This window comes from Nonomuraea sp. NPDC050547 (assembly GCF_044457345.1).
Lineage (GTDB): Bacteria > Actinomycetota > Actinomycetes > Streptosporangiales > Streptosporangiaceae > Nonomuraea.
Map to the genome: position 1 here is coordinate 463,288 of NZ_JBITGW010000002.1, position 23,794 is coordinate 487,081.

The 23,794-nt window shown below is 73.8% G+C and carries 13 protein-coding genes and 1 pseudogene; 7 read left to right on the forward strand and 7 right to left on the reverse strand.

Going from position 1 to position 23,794, the window contains the following annotated elements; translation table 11 throughout:
- The first annotated feature begins 332 nt into the window (after positions 1-332).
- From ACIBHY_RS06615 to ACIBHY_RS06625, 3 genes are all read left to right on the forward strand, one after another.
- Positions 333-1,712 (forward strand): MarR family transcriptional regulator, encoded by a 1,380-nt coding sequence (locus ACIBHY_RS06615; protein WP_397306147.1) that lies wholly within the window; start codon positions 333-335, stop codon positions 1,710-1,712.
- Between the two features lie 263 nt (positions 1,713-1,975).
- The gene (locus ACIBHY_RS06620; protein WP_397306148.1) at positions 1,976-2,125 is read left to right on the forward strand and encodes a hypothetical protein; all 150 of its coding nucleotides are present in this window, start codon (positions 1,976-1,978) and stop codon (positions 2,123-2,125) included.
- A 342-nt stretch (positions 2,126-2,467) separates the two neighbouring features.
- Complete coding sequence (locus ACIBHY_RS06625) at positions 2,468-2,608, forward strand: hypothetical protein (protein ID WP_397256909.1); 141 nt, start codon at positions 2,468-2,470, stop codon at positions 2,606-2,608.
- 494 nt (positions 2,609-3,102) lie between these two features.
- Here the strand turns inward: ACIBHY_RS06625 and ACIBHY_RS06630 are convergent, their stop codons facing one another.
- On the reverse strand, positions 3,103-6,030 hold the full coding sequence (locus tag ACIBHY_RS06630; RefSeq protein ID WP_397306149.1) for a type I polyketide synthase: 2,928 nt from the start codon (positions 6,028-6,030) through the stop codon (positions 3,103-3,105).
- A gap of 85 nt (positions 6,031-6,115) precedes the next feature.
- Here ACIBHY_RS06630 and ACIBHY_RS06635 point away from each other — a divergent pair, with 85 nt between their 5' ends.
- Positions 6,116-9,181 carry an amino acid adenylation domain-containing protein gene (locus ACIBHY_RS06635; RefSeq protein WP_397306150.1) on the forward strand — a complete coding sequence of 1,022 codons (3,066 nt, stop codon included), beginning with the start codon at positions 6,116-6,118 and terminating at the stop codon, positions 9,179-9,181.
- A gap of 51 nt (positions 9,182-9,232) precedes the next feature.
- Here the strand turns inward: ACIBHY_RS06635 and ACIBHY_RS06640 are convergent, their stop codons facing one another.
- Positions 9,233-10,444, reverse strand: coding sequence for a helix-turn-helix domain-containing protein (locus ACIBHY_RS06640; RefSeq protein ID WP_397256903.1), 1,212 nt, complete (start codon positions 10,442-10,444; stop codon positions 9,233-9,235).
- Positions 10,445-10,839: 395 nt separating this feature from the next.
- Here ACIBHY_RS06640 and ACIBHY_RS06645 point away from each other — a divergent pair.
- Both ACIBHY_RS06645 and ACIBHY_RS06650 read left to right on the forward strand, forming a co-directional pair.
- Positions 10,840-11,175 (forward strand): annotated as a pseudogene (locus tag ACIBHY_RS06645) (HAD-IA family hydrolase); the annotation flags it as partial.
- Between the two features lie 94 nt (positions 11,176-11,269).
- A complete protein-coding gene (locus ACIBHY_RS06650; protein ID WP_397306151.1) occupies positions 11,270-11,761 on the forward strand; it encodes a hypothetical protein in 492 nt (163 codons plus the stop codon).
- On the opposite strand, the gene ACIBHY_RS06655 is transcribed toward ACIBHY_RS06650, so the two are convergent.
- Genes ACIBHY_RS06655 through ACIBHY_RS06675 form a run of 5 tightly spaced genes read right to left on the reverse strand, consistent with a single transcriptional unit; the run spans position 11,727 to position 18,793 of the window.
- Positions 11,727-12,401 carry a TetR/AcrR family transcriptional regulator gene (locus ACIBHY_RS06655; protein WP_397306152.1) on the reverse strand — a complete coding sequence of 225 codons (675 nt, stop codon included), beginning with the start codon at positions 12,399-12,401 and terminating at the stop codon, positions 11,727-11,729. The two genes, ACIBHY_RS06650 and ACIBHY_RS06655, sit on opposite strands and share 35 nt — an antisense overlap.
- A gap of 14 nt (positions 12,402-12,415) precedes the next feature.
- A complete protein-coding gene (locus ACIBHY_RS06660; RefSeq protein ID WP_397256895.1) occupies positions 12,416-14,128 on the reverse strand; it encodes an ABC transporter ATP-binding protein in 1,713 nt (570 codons plus the stop codon).
- Positions 14,125-15,885, reverse strand: a complete 1,761-nt coding sequence (locus ACIBHY_RS06665) for an ABC transporter ATP-binding protein (RefSeq protein WP_397256893.1) — start codon at positions 15,883-15,885, stop codon at positions 14,125-14,127. The genes ACIBHY_RS06660 and ACIBHY_RS06665 overlap by 4 nt, the downstream gene beginning before the upstream one ends.
- The gene (locus ACIBHY_RS06670; protein WP_397256891.1) at positions 15,882-17,243 is read right to left on the reverse strand and encodes an isochorismate synthase MenF; all 1,362 of its coding nucleotides are present in this window, start codon (positions 17,241-17,243) and stop codon (positions 15,882-15,884) included. The genes ACIBHY_RS06665 and ACIBHY_RS06670 overlap by 4 nt, the downstream gene beginning before the upstream one ends.
- The gene (locus ACIBHY_RS06675; protein WP_397256889.1) at positions 17,243-18,793 is read right to left on the reverse strand and encodes a (2,3-dihydroxybenzoyl)adenylate synthase; all 1,551 of its coding nucleotides are present in this window, start codon (positions 18,791-18,793) and stop codon (positions 17,243-17,245) included. Before ACIBHY_RS06675 ends, ACIBHY_RS06670 begins: the two co-directional genes overlap by 1 nt.
- Positions 18,794-18,934: 141 nt before the next feature.
- Between ACIBHY_RS06675 and ACIBHY_RS06680 the strand changes: the two genes are divergently transcribed.
- The gene (locus ACIBHY_RS06680) at positions 18,935-23,788 is read left to right on the forward strand and encodes an amino acid adenylation domain-containing protein (protein WP_397306153.1); all 4,854 of its coding nucleotides are present in this window, start codon (positions 18,935-18,937) and stop codon (positions 23,786-23,788) included.
- Positions 23,789-23,794 lie beyond the last annotated feature (6 nt).

Consider the following 23,794-nt stretch of genomic DNA (forward strand, 5'->3'; position numbering starts at 1 on the left):
CGTCCTCTACCCGCTCATCGTCACAGAGTGTGTTCGTACGAGTACGGCAGGGCGGTCAGGGGCCGGGGAGGCTGGCAGCACCCTGCCACCGCAGCTTCATGACACGACAGCATGCTGCCCTTCGAATATTCGCCCCATATACTTATGGAGATCGATTGGGAGAAAGCGCTGCGGTTTTGATCAGGGATTGATGAATAGTGTATATCGTCACGGCCCGATTGAGCGGGCGGTCACCTGGAGCGAACGCAGAACGGTTCGAACTCTCCCTGCGGAGCTTCGTCGGCCGCGCGAGCGGCTTGGAGCATTTCCACGTCAGAGCAGAGCCTGACGGCATGAACGTGGTCTTTTTTCTCCTGCAGGCGACGCTTCTGGAAGCGGAGGCCAAGGCCGTCGAGATCTGCCAGCAGGCGCTGGACTCGGCCGGCCGCGGCGATTGGGTCATAACGCAGTGCATGGCCACGATCGTCGACCAGGCGGAGGACATCATCATTTCCGACTGGGCGGCCGTGCCGGTCCCGCAGTTCCCTGAAAAGGGCGCCACGGAGCGTCCGTCGACCAGGGTGCGCGGCGTCGGCCCCAGTGTGATCGGCCAGGTGAACGAGCGCTACGTCCTCGACCTGATCCGCCACTTCGGCCGGGTCTCACGGGCCGAACTGGCCAGGGTGTCCGGGCTGTCGAAGCCGACGGTCTCCTCCGCGGTCATGAACCTGGAGAACAACGGCCTGGTCGAGCGCTATGGCAAGCAGGATGGCGGTCCCGGACGGGCCGCCACCCTCTTCCGCGTGCGGCGCGAGGCCGGCTGGGTCATGGGCGTCGACGTCCGCGACGGTGTCGCGAAGTGGGCGGTCTCCCGGCTCGACGGTGACACGCGGATCACCCGCGTCTCCGCGCTGCGCGGCGAGAACGAGGCCGAGTGCTTCGACGACCTCATGCGCACCGTCGACCTGGTCTGCAAGCAGGCCGGGATCGCCCGCGAGGACCTCACGTGGGTGGTGGCGGGCTTCTCCGCGCCACCGTGCGAGGTGACGCCCAGCCCGCAGGGGACCAGTTGCCACGCCGCCGTGGACCGCGCGCTCAGCCGCCTGTTCGGGCCGAACTACCTGGCCAGGCAGGCGGTGGAGATGGAGATGCTCTACAAGTACCGCAACAGCGACCGGCGTGCGGCCAGGGACATGGCCTACGTCGCGGTCGGCCGTTCCATCGAGATCGGCCTGATCGTGGACGGCCGGCTCCAGGCGTCGCCCGTGCCCGTCTGCGTCCCCGAGGCGCTGACGCTCGCCGGCCGCATGTCGGGCGCCGCCGAACGGCGGGTGTGCGAACGGCCGGCCGACGGCCCCGTCCAGACCGATCTCGAACGCATCCTGACCACCCGTGGCCTGGGCGAACTGTCGCTGGACGGCCTGGTGGAAGGCGCCGAGCGGGGACACGAGGGCGCACTGCGGATCGTGGCGGAGATGGCGGTGCTGACCGCCAGGCTCCTCGTCGCGCTCTCCGCTATCAGCCGGCCGGAACTGGTGGTGTTCATCGGCAGGCTGGCCGGCCTGCCGGGCTTTCCCGACCGGGTGAGCGCCGAGCTGGCGGCCATGGCCGCCTGGATGTCGCCCGAGATGGAGGTCGGCACGGGGCGGGGCGAGGCCGTCCTGGACGGATGCCTGGCCGAGGGCTTCGACCTCGCGTGGAATTCCATACTCGACGACCTCGGTCGTGGATAGCGGTTTCCGAACCCCGTTCGGTTCGCCGGGTGTCCGTCCTGCCGGGACGGCAGGACGTTCCCGGGCCATTGGGCGCGCTTTCGCCTTGCGTTAAGTGCGCGTTCAATTGACCCGGGATATTCGCATGCCCTTTTATCGGGCTCATTGACACGGTCCTGCCATTGCAGGGTGCTGACACCTGAAGTCCTCGATTTCGGCATTGCGGCGGTCGAGAATCGAAAGCGAAGCAAGGGCTTCAGGAAATGCAAGAAGGAGGAAGAACAATGATCAGCACGATGGCCAAGCGGATCGCCCTTCCCATCATCATCAGCGCCGCCGCTTTCTCTTCTGTCGCCGCGGTGTCCTCCGCCGCGTACGCCGCGGCGCCGCCCAACACGAGCACCGCCGACAAGGACACCAATGGCTGGGGCTGACCTTTCGGAATCGCCGGCAGAACGCCGTCGCATTCGTGAAAGGGCCCGGGACGATGCGCATCGCTGATCGGATCCCGGGCTCGCGCGCCGGGGGCGCGAGAAAACTGAACTTTTCCTGTGAAATTCGGGTGCAGTTGCCATTCGGGGGTTCCGATGGAAGGTCCGCACAAGCCGCATTCCGCGACCGGGATCCGTGTCCAGGACCCCTGCGCCTTCCCCGCCGCCACGGCAGGTAGCCGTACCCGGGAGCATCGCGTGTCCTCAGGGGGATACTCCGGTATCGCGATGGCCACCGCCCTCATGGCGCTCCTCACAGGAGTCTTCGCCCGAGGGAGCAGAAACATGAAGACGAGGATCGCTCCGGCCGACACGCACGCCGACCCGTCGCGGGACCCGGGCGCCTCCAGGGTGCCCGCCGTACAACCCGACCTCTCGCGGGTCGCCGCCACGCTGCCAGAAGGCGTGGAGATCGACTGGCCGTAGGCCCGGCCCGGCCGTGTTCCTCCCCGGCCGGCCGCACATCACCGCCACACCAGGACCACCGCCGCACCTGGATGACCGCCGCACCTGGATCGTCGCCACACCTGGATCGCTTTCGCAGGCCGACGCCGCACGCCCGCGTCGACCCGCCCACGCGCTCGCGCAGGCAGTCCTGCGGAGCCATCCACCCAGCGCCCGCGCCGCCACCCCCAGGCCGCGCGGGCGCTGTCCTGCCCAAGACCACCGGAACCGCGCCCCGCCAGGGTCCGAAGCGCGCCCACACGGCAAGGCCAAGCCCAGCCGGAGGCGACCCGCGTGGCAAGGTCATGGGCACACGCATGGCAAGACCGCCGCACGACAGGACCGCGGTGTGGGGCGCCGGGGCGGGCGCGGTGAGAGCTCCCGAGCCCGCGGTGGCATAGAAGGCCCGCAGCGGCATCGAACCGGCGCCTGGTCCCAGGGGAGAACCAGGCGCCGCCGCGATGCCGGAGCACCCGTCATGGGCCCGCCGCGGCCACGGGCTCCGCCAGCAGGTCGAGCACGATGGTGGTCTGCCGCCCGAGCGTACGGCCGGCCAGCATCGACCGGATCGGCACCCGGATCCCGAGCTCCTGGTTGACCTTCCTGGCCAGGCTCGTGATGAGCAGCGAGTCGCCGCCGAGCTGGAAGAAGTCGGACTCGGCCGTCAGATCCGATTGGCCCAGCAACTCCGCCCAGAGCCCGGCCAGCACCGCGGGCGCCTCCGAGGCCCGATCCACCGGGACGCCGTCCCAGGAGGGGCTCTCGACAACGGGCAGGGCGAGGTCGAGCTCCTTGGCGGCGGCCTCCGGAGCCACCCATCGAGGCCCGGCGAACGGATAGGCGGGCAGATGGACGCGCCGCCCGGTCCCGCACAGAGCACGCGGATCGACGGGCTGGCCGAGGGTCCACAGCCGGCCCAGTGCGTTCAGCACCTCGTCGGCCGGGCGGGAAGCGGGGCGGCCGGGGGAGAGCGGGACCGTGACCAGGTTCGCGGCCAGGTCCGACAGCGTGGTGCCAGGGCCGATCTCGACCGCGACCGCGCCGGGCAGCGAGAGGGCGGTGGAGGCCATGGCCTCGGCGTAGCGTACGGGGTGGCGGGCCTGTTCGATGAACGACTCCGGGCTCACCACCACCCCGGCGGGAATCACCCGCCCGGTGCTGTTGGCCGCGTACGGCAGCACGGGCCGGCGCAGCCGGATGTCGGTCAGCTCCATCGCCAGCTCCGGCACCGCGGGCTGGACCAGGCGCGTGTGGAAGGCATGACTCGTACACAGCCGGCGATGGACGACCTTGTCGCCCAGGGCCAGCTCGAAGCGTTCGACCGCGGCGACGGTGCCGCCCAGCACGCAGGAGCCGGCCGAGTTGACCGCGGACAGTTCCAGGTCCACCCCGGCTTCGGCGGCCAGTTTCGTGGCCTCCGCCTCCGGGCGGCCGAGCGCGATCATGGCCCCGGGCGGGCAGCCCTGCATCGCGCTGCCCCGCACGGCCACGAACCGGGCCGCGTCGGGCAGGGTGAACACCCCGGCCAGGCAGGCGGCGGTGATCTCGCCGAGGCTGTGGCCGAGCAGGGACGCCGGCCGTACCCCCAAGGCCATGAGGGCGGTGGCGGCGGCGTGCTCCAGCGCGAACAGCGACGGCTGCGCCAGCTCGGTCTCCCGCAGGCCGGCGGCGGGGAAGGCGGGATCGAGCAGCGCCCGCTCGACCCGCTCGGCGAGTTCCGGTGCGAAGCAGTCCAGGCACGCGGCCAGCGCGGCGGGGAATCCCGGCAGCGACCGCGCGAACGGCACCGCCATCCCCGGACGCTGACTGCCCTGGCCGGGGAAGAGGAAGACGACCGGAGCGGGCCCGTCCGCCGGCCGGCGCCCCCGGGCCGCGCCGTCCGACAGGGCCGAGGCCACCTCGGCCGTCGTGTGCCCCGACACCGCCAGCCGCTCCGGCAGCTCCGCCCGGCCCGCGGCCAGCGTGTAGGACACGTCGGCCAGATCGGGCTCACACGTGGCGAGGTGGCTCGCGAGCCGGCGCGCCGCCCGGTCCAGCGCCTCGGGGTCGGCCGCCGACACCAGCACGAGGTGCGCGCTCGCACCGTCGGAGCCGTCGAGGGGGGAGAGGGCGGGGGGTTGTTCGATGATGACGTGGGCGTTGGTGCCGCCGATGCCGAAGGCGCTGACCCCCGCGCGGCGCGGCAGCGGCCCGGTCCAGGCGGAGAGCTCCTCCGGGACCCGAAGGGGCGAGTCGCCGTTCTCCAGCAGCGGGTTGAGCCTGGTGAACCCGGCCACCGGCGGCACGACGCCCTCGCGCACCACCAGCAACGCCTTGACCAGGGCGGCGAGCCCGGCGGCGGCGTCGAGGTGACCGATGTTGGCCTTGAGCGCCCCCACCGCCACCTGCCCCGGCGCCGCGCCCATGCCCTTGAGCGCCGCCGAGGCCGCCGACCACTCGATGGGGTCGCCGACCCGGGTGCCGGTCGCGTGCGCCTCCAGATAGCCGACGGACTCGGCGCCGACGCCGGCCGCGCGCAGCGCGGAACTGATCACGGCCTCCTGCCCGGCCACGGAGGGGGCGTGGTAGCCGGCCTTGGCCGCGCCGTCGTTGTTGATCGCCGTGCCGAGGATGATCCCGTACGGCGAAGGCCCGTCCGCCAAGGCGTCGGCCAGCCGCCGCAGCACCACGCAGACCACCCCGGACCCGGCGACCACGCCGTCGGCCCGCGCGTCGAACGGCCGGCAGGAACCGGCGGCCGACTGGATCCCGCCCGGCATGCACAGATATCCGGCCTGCGGGAAGCCGAGCCCGGCCGCCACGACGACGGCCTGGTCGCAGTCGCCGGAGACCAGCGCCTGCACGGCCAGGTGGACGCCGACCAGCGAGGACGAGCAGGCGGTCTGCACGGCCATGGCGGGCCCGGTCAGGCCGAGCTTGTAGGCGACGCGGCCGGCCATGAAGTCGGGCTCGGTGCCGTGGATGACCTGGTCGAGCGTGGCCGGGTCGAGCGTACGGCCGGTGACCAGGCTGCGCAGGTAGCCGCTGCCGCTGCTGGAGGCGTACACGCCGGTGCGTGGGCCCTCGCCCGGCCGTCCGGCCCCGGCGTCCTCCAGCGCCGCCCATGCCGCTTCCAGCATGAGGCGGTGCTGCGGGTCCATGAGCTGCGCCTCGCGGGCGCTGACCCGGAAGAGCGTGTTGTCGAAGCGGTCGGCGCCGTCGAGGTGGCCGCGCACGGGCACGTAGTCGGGGTCGTCGGCCAGCGCGGCGGGCACTCCGGCGGCCAGCAGCGCGGCCCTGTCGTAGCGCGTGGTGAGCACCTTCCCCGACGTCAGCGCGGCCCACCACGCGTCGAGGTCCTTCGAGCCGGGGAACCTGCCGGAGATTCCCGTCACGGCGATGTCGAGCGATCGGTCGCGGGCCATGAGCGCACCTCCCGGGAACTGTCGGGCAACAGCTTGCCTGATTTGCCAACCATATGGCAATCTTTTGACAAGAATGGTGAGGGGAGTGGAAACCGTGCAGCCAGATCCGAGCTGGACGACGGGGCGCCCGTGCGCCTCGCTCAGCGAAGGCCTGCACGAGGTGCTCGCGCGGACGGCACTGTCACGACCGGACGCGCCCGCCTTGGTGTCGGGACACACCACCGTTACGTACGGCGAGCTCAACCGGACCGCCGACGCGTGGGCGGCCCGGCTGGCGGAGGCCGGAGTGACCCGGGGCGCCCGCGTGCCCATCCTGCTGCCGAGAAGCGTCGAACTGGTGATCGCGCTCCTGGCCGTACTGAAGACGGGGGCCGCCTACGCGCTGCTCGACCCCGCCTGGCCCGCGCGCCGCATCACCGAGGCGGCCGAGGACCTGGCCGCCGGGCTGGTGGTGTGCTGGCCGGACGCCGGCTGCCCCGACCTCGGGCTGCCGGTGTGGTCGCCGCCGGAGGGGCCGGTCACCGTACCGGACGGGTACCGGCCCGCCGCCGTCGGCGGCGGCGACCCCGCGTGCGTCTTCTTCACCTCGGGCACGACGGGACGGCCCAAGGGCGTGCTCACCCCGCACTGGGCCACGGCCCGGCTCTTCCAGCACGACGGGTTCGCCCGCTTCGGCGCCCACACGGTGATGCCGCTGGCCGCGCCGGCCCCCTGGGACGCCTTCTCGCTGGAGCTGTGGTCGGTGCTGCTGAACGGCGGCACCTCGCTCGTCGTCGAGGAGCCCTACCTGTCGGCGGGCTGCCTGCGCGCGGCCGTCGAGACCCACGGCACCGACACGGTCTGGCTCACCGGCAGCCTGTTCAACATGATCGTCGACGAGGACGTCGACGCCTTCCAGGGCCTGCGCCAGGTCATGATCGGCGGCGAACGGCTGTCGGCCGGGCACGTGGCCAGGTTCGTCGCCAGGCACCCGGTGATCGTGCTGCTCAACGGCTACGGCCCCGTCGAGAGCACCGTCTTCGCCACCACCCACCGCGTCACCGCCGCCGACTGCGAACGCCCCGGCGGCATCCCGCTCGGCCGCCCGGTCCCCGGCACCCAGGTGCACGTCCTGGACGGCGTCCGCCCCTGCGCGGTGGGGGAGACCGGCGAGATCTGCATCGCCGGAGAGGGCCTGGCCCTCGGCTACCTCGGCGACGAGGAGCTCACCCGCGCCAGGTTCACCCACGTACGGGTCGGCGGCCGCCGCACCCGCGTCTACCGCACCGGCGACCTCGGCGTCTGGAGCCCCGACGGCCTGCTGCACTTCCGCGGACGCGCCGACCGCCAGGTCAAGATCCGCGGCCACCGCATCGAGCCCGCCGAGATCGAGCGCCAGGTCGAACGCCTCCTGCCCGCGGTACGGCACTGCCGCGTGCTGCCCCGGCCCGGCGACGGCGCCGCCGCCCGCGACCTGGTGGCGTTCTGCGTGCCGGAAACCTCCGGTGACCCGCTCGATGCGGCGCTCGGCGCCCTGAACCTCGTCCTGGCCCCCTACCACCGCCCCGCGGCGGTGGTGAGCGTGCCCGCCTTCCCGGTGACCGAACGCGGCAAGCTCGACGAAGGCGCCCTCCTGTCGATGGCGCCGAGCGCCGCCGATCAGGCCGGAGCCGACATCGAGGCGGCATCCGACGATCCCGTCGACCGGCTCGTGGCCGCCGTCTTCCGCGAGGTCCTCGGCGGGCGGGACGTCCCCCGCGACGTCCCCCTCGTCGAGCTCGGCGGTGACTCGCTGGCCGCCGGGCGGGTCTGCGCCCGGCTGTCGGCCCGCCTGGACCGGCCCGTCCCCGTCTCGCGCGTCTACCGCCACCCCACCGTCGCCGCCCTGGCCACCTGGCTGCGCACCACCGAGGACCAGGACGGCCGGGACGGCGCCCCGGCCGCCTGCGACGTCGCCCCCCTGACCCCCATGCAGGTCGTCTACCTGACCAAGCACCTGGCCTCACCCGGCGACCGCACCGCCCACTGCCTGCTCACCTGGACCGTCGAGGGCGAGCTCGACCGCGCCGCGCTGGAGGCGGCCGTGGTCGCCGTGCACCGCAGGCACGAGCCGCTGCGCGCCGTCTACCTGGCCGACCCCAGGCCCGCCGCCTGGACCTCGCCCGACATCCCGCCCCCACCCCTGGAGGTGCTCCCGGCGCGGCCGGACGTCGAGGCCGCCGCCGGCGCGTTACGCGCCGCCCTGGCCGGCCCGCTGGAGCTGACCGGCGGCGAGGTGTGGCGCACCGCGCTGGTTCCCGTGGCGCCGGACCTGGCCGTCTTCGGCGCCGCCGTCCACCACATCGCCTTCGACGGCTGGTCGGAGTCCGTCCTGGCCGCCGACCTGGCCGACGCCTACAACCACGGCCACTGCGGCCCCGCGCCCCGCCCGCCCCGCCCGCGCCGCCACCCGGTCGCCGCCGACCTCGCCGACCACCGCGACTACCTGCTCGACGAGCTCACCGCGGTCCCCGAGCTGCGCTGGCCCGCCGACGAGGTGGACCCGCTGGCCCGCGGCCCCCGCCACCTGGAGAGCCCGCTGGCCCCGGCTGTCGTGGCCGGGGTCGACGAACTGGCCGCCCGGCTCGGCGTCACGCGCTTCGCCGCGCTGCTCGCGCTGTGCGCGAGCAGCCTGGCCGAGGTGACCGGCCAGCGCGACTTCGCCGTCGGCGTCCCCATCGCCCAGAGGTACGGCCCCGCCCTCGACCGGGTCGTCGGCTGCCACATCAACATGCTCGGCGTCCGCCTGCGCGGCGGCGCGCTGGACGGCGGCCCGGCCGCGGTGAGGGAGACCGGGAACGTCGTCGCCAGAGCGTTCGCCGCCCAGGACGTGCCCTTCCCCGAGGTGCTGCGGCTGGTGAACCCGCCGCGCACCGGCCGCCCGCCGATCTACCAGACGCTCTTCGCCCTGCAGGACAACGCGCCCGCCGGGCTCGCGCTGAGCGGGCTCAGGACGGCCTTCGTGCGGCAGCCGTACCTGGAACTGCCGCTTGAGCTGCACACGGAGCTGTGGCCGCGCGCGGACGGCGGCCTGCGGATGGTCGTCTCCTACCGGCCGCAAATGGTCGCGGAGAGCACCGCCGAGGAGTTCGCCAAGCGCTTCGCCGACCGTCTGCACACCATTCCGTCATGAGCCCGGCCATGACGGCGCCCACGATCGAGCCCGCCGCCCCGGCGTCAGCGGTCAGGCCTTGCTGTAGAGCGTGGTGGCCAGGATCTTCCAGATCTCGGCCGCCAGCTCGACGTTGAGGGCCTCCTGCGCCTGCGTGGCGAGGGTGCGCAGCGCGGTGTTGCCCTCCTCGACCTGGCCGTCGAGGATGAGCAGCTGGCTGCTTAGCGCCTGGAACCTGATGCGGTCGCGGAAGGACAGCAGCAGCTCGCCCGCCTCGCCGATCCGCTCGACCAGCTCGCGGGCCTGCTCGATCCGGCCCTCCTCGAAGGCCAGGTGGGCGCGGAGCGTGAGCAACTGCTGCTGGTGCAGGTCGGTGCCGACCAGGGCGAGCACCGGCCCGACCTCGTCCAGCCTGGCCGCGGCCCGGTCGGTCAGCGGCGGGGTGATCTGCAGGTACAGCGAGGCGGCGGCCAGCCGCAGCCGCGTCCACAGCTGCAGGTCGACCCGGCTGTCGAGGCCCCGCAGCGCGCGTTCCAGAGCCTCCAGGGCGCCTGAGTAGTCGCCCTGCCGGATGCGGACGGTGGCCGAGGCCCACAGCGCCTTGATGAACAGCGTGCCGCCGGCCTGCTCCGTCACCTCGCACAACTCGTCGGCGTGGGCCCTGGCCTCGGCCAGCCGGCCGGCCTCGGCCTCGGCCGAGACCAGCGCCTGGAGCGCGCCGGCCCGGTCGGCGGCGGACAGGTCGGGGGAGAGCGTGTAGGCCTCGTGGGCGTGGTCGCGAGCCGTTGTACTGTCGCCGAGGGCCTGCACACACCGCGACAGCTCGGTACGCGAGCGGGCGCGCAGCTCGGGCGAGCCCAGGCTGTCGCTCAGCGCGACCAGCTCACCCAGGAGCTCCAGCTCCTCGTCGTGGCGGGCCTGGCCGCCGCGGATGCGGGCGAGCAGCCACATCGCCTGCCAGGTCAGGGCCGGGTTGACGCGGTCGTCGGCGCGCAGGGCGTCGGCCAGGGCCTCGCCCGGGTCGCCGGTCTCCTCCGCTGAGGTCACCGAGGCCAGCACCTGCGCCAGCGACTGCGGTTCGTGCGCGGCGTCGAAGGACGACACCGGCACGCCGAGGCGCTCCGCCAGGTGCTCGACGACGCGGGCGGTGGGCGGGCGGGCGCCGGACTCCAGCCGGGAGAGATAGCCGGTGGACAGCCCGCCGGCGGCGAGCGCGGCCTGAGACAGCCCGCGTTCGAGACGGAGCGCCCTGAGGCGGTGGCCGAAGGCCGGTTGAGCGAGCATTCCTTCTCTCAGCAGACATTATGAGGCGTGTGCATTGTGTCAGAAACTAATCACATTGTGCCAGAAATGGCAACGTGATGTCGGTCATCGATGACGGGATGTGACCTTGGCAACACGCTGCAATGGGCACATGCTGCCGCACACAGATGCTGCAGGGGTGGTGGTATGCCGGTAAATGTGTAAGTCATGACACTCACGGGGATAGCGGGGGCGTCGCCGGCGATTGCCGGTCTTTGTGGAGTACGCGCGGTCGCCTTCGACTTAACGGCACCATCACCCGCGACGACGAACTGCGATATCTCCTGTACGCCGAAACCGCCGCCGAGCTCGGCGTGGAGCTCGACCGCCCTTTCTTCCGCGCCAGGCTCGGCGGCCCGAGCGACCGGGACCTGTCCATGAGATCCACCGTGCCTTCCGCCTGCCGCCACCGGCGCCCGAACAGCTCGAACGGCTGGGCCGGGCCCGCCTGGCGCCACCTGGCTCGCCTGCGCGCGGTGTCGCCGGTCCGGCCCGACGCGGCCGTCCTGATCCGGCGCCTCGCCGTCCGCCTGCCGCCGGTCCTCGCGGGACTCGCCCACCTGTTCGCGGCCGTTCTCGGAAAACCACACCCGGAGGGATATATCACGGCGATGGAGCGCCGCGCCGAAATAGTCCCGAGGTTGCGCCCCGAAGACATCGTTGTCTTCGAGGATTCGGCGCCGGGAATTTCGGCCGCCGGTGCCGCCGGAATGCGCACCGTGTCCGTTCACCCGGCCGCCGGAAAGCACGCCGACCTGATGCGCACCGCCATGGGCGAAATGGAGTTGGCACGAGAGGGACCGACAATTGGCTGGCCTGAAGCTGAGCGTCGCGCTCATGTATCACCCGAGCCGGGAAACGGCCGCCAAGGCGCTCGCCGCGCAGCGCGCGGAGCTTTCACCCCGGCTCGTCGCCGGCCCGCCCGGCCACGGCATCGCCCTCCCCGTCAGCAGCGGCGGCCCGCGCAACTCCTACCTGTTCCGCCGGGCGGCGCCGCTCTCGCGCCACGAGCGCACCCCGACACGGGGCTTCCTGCTGCCCGCCGGCCACGCCCGCGCGCCGACCAGGCGCCTGGCCGAGGTGCCGGACGAGGTCCGCGCCTGCGTGGCCTCGTGGCCGGCGGATGGGCTGAGCAGGGAGGACGAGGCTCGCCTGGACGTCTACGGCCGGGCGGAACTCGCCGACATGCGCGGCCGGCCGCCGCCGGGCCGGGGGGCGCGGCGGACGCTTCCGAGGAACTGCCGCGGCCGCAGTGGAGTGAGGATCAGGTGGGGGTGCCGGGGGCGAGGGAGGCGGTGATGCCGTCCAGGACGAGGGTGAGTTTGCGGTCGAACCAGGTCGCCGCCGGCTCGTTGAGCGCGGCGCGCATCAGGGCCTCGATCTCGGGTCCCACCCCGTCCGCCCACGCGTCCGCCGTCGCCACCCGCACCGGCCCGTCCGCCGCGGGCCGGTCCATCTGCTGCCCCCGCCCGAACACGTCCACCGTCAGGTCGAAGACCGTGTCCACCGCGAGGAAGGCCCGCTCCGGCGTGAACCCGCACGAGACCAGCAGCCGCACCGCCGCCCCGAACCGCACCATGATCTGCGAGGGGAAGCGCGTCAGCCGCAGGAACTCCTGGATGAGCCCCGGATGCGCGTCGAGCAGCCGCCAGATCGCCCACGCCTGCGCGCGCAGGTCGGCCCGCCAGTCGCCGGTGGGCCGCGGCCACTCGGCCCGCTGCATGGCCCGGTCGATGGCCAGGATGACGAGCTCCTGCCGGTCGGTCACGTGCCGGTAGAGGGCGGAGTGGCTGACGTGCAGGCGCTCGCCCACGGTGGCCAGCGTCAGGTTGTCGAAGCCGACGGCGAGGGCGGCGTCGGCGATGGCCGGGCGCGTGATGCGGGGCGGCCGCCCGCGGGGGCGGCCGAGTACTCGCCACTGGGGTCGTTCCTCGGCCATGGCCCCATTGTCCCCTACGCCCGCCCGGCCAGCCTCCACCCCCGCGCGCGCGACCGTTCCCGCCAGAACGCCGCGTAGCGCCCGTCGCGCGCGAGCAGTTCGTCGTGGGTGCCGAGCTCTGCCACCCGCCCGGCCTCCAGGACCACGATCTGGTCGGCGCGCGCGATCGTCTGCAGCCGGTGCGCGATGACCAGCAGCGTGCGCTCGCGGGCCAGCGCCGACAGGGCGTCCACGAGCGCCGCCTCGTTCTCGGGGTCGAGCGCGGCCGTGGCCTCGTCGAGCAGCACGATCGGGGCGTCCTTGAGCAGGGCGCGGGCGATGGAGACGCGCTGGCGTTCGCCTCCGGACAAGGTGGCGCCGCCCTCGCCGACCCGGGCCTGCCAGCCGCCGGGCAGCCGCTCGACGATCTCGTCCACGCGCGCCGCCCGCCCGGCCGCGCGTACCTCCTCGTCGGTGGCGGCGGGACGGCCGAGGCGGATGTTTTCCTCGACGCTGCCCTCGAAGAGGTAGACGTCCTGGAACACCATGGAGACCATGCCCATGAGCCGCTCGGTGGACAGCTCGCGCACGTCCTGGCCGCCGACGCGCACGGTTCCCGAGCCGGTGTCCCAGAAGCGGGCGATGAGGCGGGTGAGCGTCGTCTTGCCCGAGCCGGACGGGCCGACGAGCGCGGTCATGGTGCCGGGGGCGACGGTGAAGGAGACCTCGCGCAGGACGGGCGCGTCGCCGTAGGAGAAGCCGACGTCCTCCAGCTCGACCGACGGTACGGCGGGCTCCTTCGGCGAGCCGGGCTCGGGCAGCGCGGGCGTGTCCAGGAGCTCGTTGACGCGCGCGAGGCTGCCCCGCGCCAGCCGCAGCTCGGCGCCCACGTCCGCGGCGGCCAGCAGCGGCTCGGTGAAGCGCACGGCGAGGACGAGCACGCCCGCCAGCTCCGGCACGTCCACCGAGCCGCCGAGCGCGAGCGCGCACCCGGCGATCAGCGTGACGGTGAAGGCGAGCTGCACCGACAGCGCCACCGCGCCGAGGCCGGGCAGCGCGGTGCCGAGCAGCCTGCGCAGCGCGGTGCGCTGCCGCGACAGCGCCGTGTCCAGCAGCTCGAAGCCCTCGCTGGTACGGCCGAAGGCGCGCAGCACCGCCTGCTGCTGGGCGAACTCCACGACCCGGTCGCCGGCCTCGGCGGCGGCGTCGTGCATGGCGGCGTCGTTGCGCTGCACGAGCGCGGCGGTCCAGCGGAAGGCCAGCCAGATCAGCGGCGCCGTGGCCAGCGCGGCCAGGGCCAGCCGCCAGTCGAAGAAGAGCATGCAGACCAGGACGGTCGCCGGTGTCACGACCGCGGTCACCAGCACCTGCATGAGGTGGGCGGGCACGCTCATGACGTCCATGACGCCCTTTCCCGCCAGCTGCCCGAGCCGGCCCACGCGGTCGCCGCCGAACCAGCCGACCGGCAGCGTGGCCACGTGGTCGCCGATGCGGTGGAACAGGCCGCGCATGGCCGACAGGCCGACGGCGTAGCCGTACCGGGACTGGATGTAGTGCGCGACGGCGGTGGCGGCGACGACGGCGGCGAAGACGGCCAGCCAGCCCGTCGCGGACTGGCCGTCGAGCAGCGCCCGCAGGACCGGCACGAGCAGCGCGAACGTCAGCCCTTGCAGGACGGCGTAGACGGCGGTGATGGCGAGCTGCCGCTGGAAGCTCGCACCCAGGAGGGCGGTGAGGCTGCGGATCATCGGACGACCTCCTCGTCGTGGGTCCAGTCGCGTTCGCTCGCGCGGGCGTAGGCGGCCCACTGGCGGGCGTAGGGCCCGTCCTGGGCCAGCAGGTCCGCGTGCACCCCGCGCTCGCCCACGGCGCCGCCGTCGAGCACGAGGATCTGGTCGGCCCCGGTGATCGTGGACAGCCGGTGCGCGATGACCAGGAGCGTGCGCCCGGCGACCAGGGTCGACAGGGCGTCCTGGATGGCCGACTCCGACTCGGGGTCGGCGAACGCGGTGGCCTCGTCGAGCACCAGGATGGGCGCGTCGGCCAGCAGCGCGCGGGCGATCGAGACCCGCTGGGCCTCGCCGCCGGACAGGTGGGCGTCCTCGCCGATCACCGAGTCGTAGCCGCGCGGCAGGGCCAGGACACGATCGTGGATCTGCGCCGCCCGCGCCGCCCGCTCGATCTCCTCCGCGCTCGCGCCGGGACGGCCGAGCGCGATGTTGGCGGCGACGGGGGCGCGCAGCAGCTGCACCTCCTGGAAGACGAAGCCCACGTGCCGGTAGAGCCGGTCGGAGCCGATCGCACGCACGTCCCGCCCGCCGATGAGGACGGCGCCCTCGGTGACGTCGTGGAAGCGGGGCAGCAGCTTGGCCAGCGTCGACTTGCCCGACCCCGACGGGCCGACCAGCGCGGTGACCGTGCCCGGCTCCATGACCAGGTCGATATCGCGCAGCACCTGGGCCTCGCCGTCGTAGGAGAAGCCCACGCCGCGGAACTCCACCCGGTGGCCCTCCGGCGCGACCGGCTCCTCCGGCTCGGGCAGGACCGGGCTGTCCAGCAGCGCGGCGACCTTCCCCGCCGACTCCGCCGCCCTGCGCAGCCGCATCGAGCCCATGTCGAGCGTCAGGAACGGCGCGGTCAGTCCCACGCCGACCAGCGCGAACGGCAGCACGTCCGGCGCGGCCAGCCAGCCCCGCGAGACGAACAGCGCGCCGCCGGCCAGCACGACGAGCAGCATCGTCGGCGGCGAGATCAGCGCCATGCTGAGCCCGCTGAGCCGCAGCATCGGCCGTACCCAGGCGCCGAAGAAGTCGGCGAAGTCGTCCACCGCCTCGGCGAAGCGCCGGTAGGAGCGCTGGGTCTGGCCGAACGTCTTGATCACCGCGATGCCGCGCACGAACTCGACGACCGCCGCGTTGATCCGCTCGTTGGCCTCCGCCCAGCGGCTCATCTGCTCGCCGAACCCGCGCATCATCACCGCGAAGGCCACCGCGAACAGCGGCACCGGCAGCAGCGTGACCAGCGTGAGCCGCCAGTCCACGGTCAGCAGGTACGCCAGCGCCGCCAGCGGCGTCACCACCGCCGCCAGCAGGTCGAGCAGCGCGTGCGCGACCAGGTGGTGCATCTCCCTGACATCGTCCTGCACGGCCTTCTTGACCTGGCCGGAGTTGCGGTCGGTGAACCAGCCGAGCGGCACCCTGGCCAGATGCGCTGCCATCCGCCTGCGCAGGTGCAGCTGCAGGTCGGCGTCGGCGAAGTGCATGATCGCGCCGGCCGCGCCGAAGGCGAGGAAGCGCACCAGCAGGCCGCCGATCGCCACCGCCGCGATGGCCCAGACCCGTCCTCCGTCGGGCGGGCCCGGAGCCAGCAGTTCCCTGGCCAGTTCCGCCACGCACACGAACGGCACCAGCGCCGACACCGCGTACACCACCTGCAGCGCCGACGCCGCCACCACCCGGCCGCGGATCGGCGCCATGAGCTCCATCAGCGCCGCGCGATCGCTCATCGGGGGCCTCCCTGGTCGTTGAGGAGAGCGGACAGCATGGGGCGGAACTTCAGCCACGTCTCGGCCAGCTCCCGCTCCGGGTCGGAACCGGCGACGATGCCGCAGCCGGCGAAGAGGGTCGCGACGGCGCCGTCGAGCAGCGCCGAGCGGAGCGCGACCGCGAAGTCGCCCTCGTGGTCGGCGTTCACCCAGCCGATCGGGCCGGCGTACCAGCCCCGGTCGAACCCCTCGGCCGCGCGCAGCCAGCCGAGCGCCTCCGCGCGCGGGTGGCCGCCGACGGCGGGCGTCGGATGCAGCCGCTCCACGAGATCGAGCACACCGGTCGTCTCCGGGTCGGCGATCCGGCCGCGCACCCGGCTGTGCAGGTGCCGTACGTGCGGCAGGTCGAGCACCTCCGGCTCGTCCGGCGCCTCCACCTCATGGCACACCTCGGCCAGCGCGCCGCGCAACATGTCGGTGACGATGGCCTGCTCGCGCCGGCACTTGGCGTCACCGAGCAGTTCCGCGCGCAGCCGGGCGTCATCGCCGCCGGTGCTCCCGCGCGGCAGCGTGGCGGCCAGGCTCATCGTCTCGGCCCGCCCGCCGCGCACCGCCACCAGCCGCTCGGGAGTGGCGCCGGCGAAGGTCCGCGTGCCGGTCCCGGCCGCGAAGACGGTGGCGCCGGGCTGGGCGCCGACGAGCGTGTGCAGCAGCCCGCCCAGGTCCGGCGGGTACGGCAGGCGCACCCGCAGCCGGCGGGCGAGCACGACCTTGCTGAACCGGCCCGCCTCGATGCGGCCGACGGCCCGCGCCACCATCGCCTTCCACTCCCCGGCCGTGGGCAGTTCCTCGATCGCGGCGCCGGTGACCGGAAGCGGCGGGCAGGGCCGTACGACGGTGCCGGCCAGCCAGCTGACGGCGCGCCAGGCCGTACGGGCGGCATCGTCCTCGACGCCGTGGACCGGATCGGCGCGGGCGGCCAGGCACAGCGTGGCCGGGCCGCGGGCGCGCTGCGCGACCAGCACGCGCGGCACCCACATGAGCGAGCCGGGGCCCTCGCCGAAGGAGAACGCGCCCACCAGCGCGGGCGTGGCGCGCTCGCCGGGGCCGCCGCAGACCATCGTGCGCGCGGTCCGCTCCCACGCCTGGCGCACCTCGGCGAAGCGGTTCGGTCCCTCGGCGGGGAAGGCGATCGCGCGGTCCATGGCCAGGATCGTGAGGTCCCCCGAGGACCAGAAGAACGTGCTGCGCGACGGCGCGGACGGCAGCAGCGGCTCCACCCGCTCGATCTCCTCGCGCCACAACGCCAGGACGGGGTGCCCGGCGTTCCTGGCCTCGGCCGCGGCCTTGGCGCAGATCTCCTCGAACTCGGCGTGCATCAGCCGACCATGGCGGTCAGGGCCTTTTTGCTGACCTTGCCGAGAGGGGTGAGGGGGAACTCCGCCATGATCCACAGCCGGTCGGGCACCTTGAAGGCGGCCAGCCCGCGCTCGTGCAGGAACGCGGCCAGCTCGGCCAGCGTCGGCGGCTCGCCGCGCGGCACCACGCAGGCGCAGCCGCGCTCGCCGAGCACCTCGTCGGGCACGCCGACCAGCGCGACCTGGCGGACCTTCGGGTGGGCGAGCAGGTGGTTCTCGACCTCCTCGGCCGCGATCTTGTCGCCGCCGCGGTTGATCTGGTCCTTCACCCGTCCCTCGAAGACGATGTGGCCGGTCGGCAGCAGCCGGACCAGGTCGCCGGTGCGGTAGAAGCCGTCGGAGGTGAAGGACTGCGCGTTGTGCTCGGGGGAGCGGTAGTAGCCGCGGATCGTGTACGGCCCGCGGGCCAGCAGCTGCCCGATCTCGCCCGGCGGCACGTCCCTGTCCTCCTCGTCGACCACGCGCGTCTCGTCGGCCGGCGAGACCGGCAGCCCCTGGCTGACCAGCACTACCTCGGGCGGATCGGCGGGCCGGTGGAAGCCGCACAACCCCTCGGCCATGCCGAACGCCTGCTGCAGTCGGCAGCCGAGCGCGGGCTCGACCCGGGTGGCGAGCTCGTCGCTCAGCTTGGAGCCGCCGATCGTGACCCGCCGCAGGCTCGACAGGTCGTGCTCGCCCCACTCGGCGGCCTCCATCCAGAGCAGCGCGACGCCGGGCACGAGCCCGGTCTCGGTGACGCCCTCCCGCTCGACCAGCGGGAACGTCTCGTCGGGGCTCGGCCCGGATGCCAGCACGAGCGTGCCGCCGGCGTGGACGGTGGCCAGCAGGCCGTGGGTCAGCGGCCAGTTGTGGCCCAGCGGCAGGCTCACCAGGTGAACCGTGCTCGCGTCGTAGTCACAGGCCTCGGCCACGGCCCGCCCGCTGTAGGCCCACTCCTGGTGGGTGCGGGGGACCAGCTTGGGCACGCCCGTGGTGCCGCCCGACAGCAGGAACAGCGCCACGTCCGCCGGGTCGGGCCGGGGCAGCTCGACCGGGCCGGCCTCCGGGATCGTCGTCAGCACGTGTTTGAGCGCGGGCAGGTCCGCGCGGACCTCCTCGGCGAGCTGCCGGTACTCGGGCTCGTCGGGGATGGCGTAGGCGACCGCGCCGGTGAACGCGCAGAAGTACCCGATCTCGCTGGAGCGATGGGCGGGCAGCGCGAACACCGGCAGCGCGCCGAGCCGGAACAGCCCGAAGATCAGCGCGACGAAGCCGGCGGTGTTGGGCAGCTGGACCACGACCCGGTCGCCCGGTCCGATGCCCAGCGCGAGCAGGCCGGCCGCGACCCGGTCGGCCCAGGCGTCCAGTTCCGCGTAGGTGTATCTCTCCTGTCCCACGACCAGGGCGGGCCGCTCGCCGCGTTCGCGCGCCCGGGCGCGCAACATCTCGCCCAGCGTCTCGTCTTTCCAGTACCCGGCGGCGCGGTATCGCTCCGCGAACTCCTCCGGCCAGGGCACGCACCCGTCCAGCACAGAACCGTCCTCTCGCCCGATGTCTACGGGGTTCCCGATTTTGTTACAGGGAGTCTTGATTAGGCAAGGGTTACCTAACTATTGTCGCGGTGGCCCCGGCAAGCTGACCGATAAGGGAAATCTGTGCTGTCTTTGGAGTCCATGCGTGCCGACATCGCGGCGCAGCTCGACATCTCCCCCTCCGTCATCTCCGACGACGCCGACCTGATCGGGCTCGGCCTGGACTCGTTGCGCGCCATGCGGCTGGCCGGCCGGTGGCGGCGGGCCGGCGCCCGCATCGCCTTCGCCGACCTGGCCGGGGAGACCACGCTGGCCGCCTGGTGGGCCCTGGTCTCCACCCGCCTGAGCGCGCCGCCGGCCGCCGCCGCCCCGCCCGTGGACGAGGGCGCGCCGTTCCCGCTGACACCCGTCCAGCTCGCGTACGCCATCGGGCGGGCCGACGGGCAGGTGCTCGGCGGCGTGGGCTGCCACGCCTACCTCGAGTTCGACGGCCGCGACGTCGAGCCGGAACGGCTGGAGGCGGCCGTGCGCGCGCTCGTGCGCCGCCACGGGATGCTGCGCGCGGTCTTCCACGACGACGGCACCCAGCAGATCACCGAGACCGGCGCCTGGCCGGGACTGACCGTCTACTCCTCCGGGGCCGAGAGCGTGCGCGCCGAGCTGTCGCACCGCCGCTTCGACGCCGCGCGCGGCGAGCTGTTCGACGTACGGCTGTCGCTGCTGCCCGGCGGAGCCACGCGGGTCCACGTCGAGGTCGACTTCCTGGCCGCCGACGTGCTCGGCCTGCAGATCTTCCTGCGCGACCTGGCCAGGCTCTACCTCGGCCGCGACCTGCCCGGCCTGGACTGCTCCTTCCCCCGCTACCTGGCCGCCAGGCCGGCGCCGCCGGAGCCCGACCGCCTCTACTGGGAGGGCCGCCTGGCCGAGCTGCCCGGCCCGCCCCAGCTCCCGCTCGCCGCCGACCCGGCCGCGATCATCGCGCCGCGCTTCGTACGCCGCAAGCGCTGGCTCGACATCGACACCTGGAAACTGCTCAAGAAGCAGGCACGCGAGCACGGCCTGACCCCGGCCATGGTCCTGGCCACCGCCTACAGCGAGGTGCTTGCCGCCTGGAGCGCCGAGCCGCGCTTCCTGCTGAACGTGCCGCTGTTCGACCGCGACGAAACCGTGCACCCGTCCGTGCCGCACCTGGTGGCCGACTTCACCAACCTCATCCTGCTGGAGGCCGACCTCACCGAGGGGGAGTCGTTCGCCGGCCGCGCGCGGGCCCTGCAACGGCGCTTCCGCACCGACGCCCGCCACACCGGGCACTCCGGCGTGGACGTGCTGCGGGAGCTGGCCAAGCGGGGCAGCCCGGCGGCGGCGCCCGTCGTCTTCGCCTGCAACCTGGGCACCGAGCTGATCGCCCCCGAGGTGCGCGAGGCGTTCGGCGAACCCGGCTGGATGATCACCCAGACGCCGCAGGTATGGCTGGACCACCAGATCAACGAGTACGACCACGGGCTCCACCTGGCCTGGGACGCCGTCGAGGAGCTGTTCGCGCCCGGCGTGCTCGACGCCATGTTCGGCACCTATGGGGCGTTCCTGGAGCATCTGGCGCGGGCCGACTGGTCGATTCCCTCGCCCCTGCCGCTGCCGGAGGACCAGCGGAGGGTGCGGCGGGCGGTCAACGACACGGCGGCAGCCGTACCGGAGGGGCTGCTGCACGACGCGTTCTTCGAGCGGGCCGCCCGCGAGCCCGCCCGCCCGGCCCTCGCCGGCGACTTCGGCACCGCCACCTACGGCGAGCTGGCCGCCGACGCCCTGCGGGTGGCCGGACGGCTGCGCGCCCAGGGGGTACGGCCGGGCGACGCGGTGGCCGTGACCCTGCCCAAGGGGCCGGGACAGGTGACGGCGGTGCTCGGCGTCCTGGCCGCGGGCGGCGTGTACGTGCCGGTCGGCGTCGAGCAGCCGCCCGCCCGCCGCGAGCGCATCCTCACCCGGTCGGCCGCCGCGCACGTCATCGACGCCGCCTGGCCGCACACGCCCGCCGACCCCCTGCCCGCGCCCGTCCGGGTGGATCCGGGTTCGTCCGCGTACGTCATCTTCACCTCCGGCTCCACCGGCGAGCCCAAAGGCGTGGAGGTCGCCCACCGGGCGGCCCTGAACACCGTCGCCGACATCGGCGAGCGCTACGGCGTCGGCCCCGACGACCGGGTGCTCGCCCTGTCAGCCCTCGACTTCGACCTGTCGGTCTACGACCTGTTCGGCGTCCTCGGCGCGGGCGGCACGCTCGTGCTCGTCGAGGAGGACCAGCGCCGCGACGCCCAGGCCTGGGCCCGCCTGTGCGCCGAACACGGCGTCACCCTCTGGAACACCGTGCCGACCCTCCTGGACATGCTGCTCGTCACCGCCCCCCAGCTGCCGCCGTCCCTGCGCCTGGCGCTGGTCTCCGGCGACTGGGTCGGCCTCGACCTGCCCGGCCGCCTCGCCGCCCAGAGCGGCGGACGCTGCCGCCTGGTCGCCCTCGGCGGCGCCACCGAAGCCGCCATCTGGTCGAACGCGCACGACGTCACCGGCGTGCCGCCGCACTGGACCTCCATCCCGTACGGCCGGCCGCTGCGCAACCAGCGCTACCGCGTCGCCGGCCCCACCGGCGCCGACCGCCCCGACTGGGTGCCCGGCGAGCTGTGGATCGGCGGCGCGGGCCTGGCCACCGCCTACCGGGGCGACCCCGGGACCACGGCGGCGCGCTTCGTCGAACACGACGGCGAGCGCTGGTACCGCACCGGCGACCTCGGCCGCTACTGGCCCGACGGCACCCTGGAGTTCCTGGGCCGGACCGACCAGCAGGTCAAGATCCGCGGCCACCGCATCGAGCTGGGCGAGGTCGAGGCGGCCCTGGAGTCACACCCGGGGGTCGCCCGCGCCGTGGCGGTCGCCACCGGCCCCCGCACCCACCGCCACCTCCACGCCTTCGCCCTGGCGGCCGGCCCCACGCCGGCGGAGGAGGACCTGCGCGCCCACGCGGCGCGACTGCTGCCCGGCCACTCCGTCCCGTCGGCCGTCACCCTGGTGGAGAGCCTCCCGCTGACCGCCAACGGCAAGGTCGACAGAGGAGCCCTGGCGGCCCTCGCGCGCCGGCCCGTACCGGAGGAGATGGCAGGCGGGCGGGCTCCGGAGGGTCAGGTGGAGGAGACGGTCGCCGCGATCTGGGCCGACCTCCTGGAGGTGCCCGAGGTGAGCAGGGACTCCGGGTTCTTCGCCCTGGGCGGCGACTCCCTGCTGGCCACCCGCCTGATCGCCCGCCTGCGCGCGGCCGGGATCGCCGACGCCAAGCTCAGCGTCCTGTTCCAGCGCCCCACCCTGAGCGCCTTCGCGGCCACCCTCACCCTCGGCGACGCGGCAGGGCTCGCCCCCGAGATCCGCGCGGACGAGGAGCACCGCCACACCCCGTTCCCGCCCACCGAGGTCCAGCGCGCCTACTGGCTGGGCCGGGCCGGGCACTTCACCCTGGGCGGCGTCGGCTGCCACTTCTACACCGAGTACGACGGCGACATCGACCTCGACCGCCTGGAAGAGGCCTGGAACCGCCTGATCGCCCGCCACCCGATGCTGCGCGTCGTCTTCGGCGCCGACGGCCTGCAGCGCGTCCTGCCCGAGGTGCCGCGCTTCACCATCCGGCGCGAGGACTCCGTGGACGAGCTGCGCGAACGCATGTCCCACCAGGTCCTGGACCCCGCCGTCTGGCCGCTGTTCGACGCCCGCGCCGTACCCCACGAGCAGGGTGTACGGCTCGGCGTCAGCTTCGACAACATCGCCATGGACGCCCTCAGCACCATGGTCTTCCTCAGCGAGCTCGACCGCCTCTACCACGACCCCGGCGCCCAGCTGCCCCCGGTCGAGGTCACCTTCCGCGACTACCTCCTCGCCCAGCAGCCCGACCCCGCGGTCTTCGAACGGGCCAAGGACTACTGGTCGGCCCGCCTGCCCGGCCTGCCGCCCGCGCCGCGCCTGCCGCTGGCGAGGCGGCCCGAGGAGGTGGAGCGGCCGAGGTTCGCGCGCCGCGAGGCCAGGCTGCCCGCCCGGCTGTGGCGGCTGGTCGGCGGGCTGGCGCGGGGACACGACCTGACGCCGTCCACGGTGCTGGCGGCGGCGTTCGGTGAGGTGCTGGGGGCGTGGAGCGGGCAGCGCGAGCTGACGCTGAACCTGACCCTGTTCGACCGGCGCGAAGCGCACCCGCACATCCACCGCGTCCTCGGCGACTTCACCTCGCTCATGCTGGTCGCCCACCGCGCGGGCGGCGGCTGGCTGGAGGGGGCGCGCGGGCTGCAGGAGGAGGTGTGGCGCGGGCTTGAGCACGGCGAGGTGTCGGCCGTGTGGGTCATGCGCGAACTGGCCCGCCGGGCCGCCGCCGCGGCCATGACCATGCCCGTGGTGTTCACCAGCACGCTCGGCGTCGCCGACCCGTCGCTGACCGCGGGACCGTCCTTCGCCCGCCCGGTGTGGGGCGTCTCGCAGACGCCGCAGGTGTGGCTCGACTGCCAGGTGGGCGAGGTGGACGGCGAGCTCCTGGTCCGCTGGGACGCCGTCGAGTCCCTCTTCCCGCCCGGCGCCCTGGACACCGCCTTCACCACGTACCTGCGGGTCCTGGAGTGGCTGGCCACCGCCGACTGGGCCACCCCGCCCGACCCGCTCGCCCACTACGCCACCGGCGCGGCGGAAGTCCGTCCGGCCCCGTCGGAGGCTTTGGCGGCCGGGCACGAGGCGGGGGTGCCGCGGGGCGGGCTGGAGACGGAACTGGCCGCCGTCTGGGCGGAACTGCTGGGCACGCCCGTCTTGGACCGGGTGGACAACTTCTTCGCGCTGGGCGGCGACTCGCTGCTGGCCACGCGGATGGCGGCGATCGCCGCCGAACGGCTGGGCGTGGAGGTGCCGCTGCGGCGCTTCTTCGCCGACCCGACGCTCGCCGGGTGCGCGCGGGCCATGGACGACATCGAGGAGGGGACGCTGTGAGAGGTG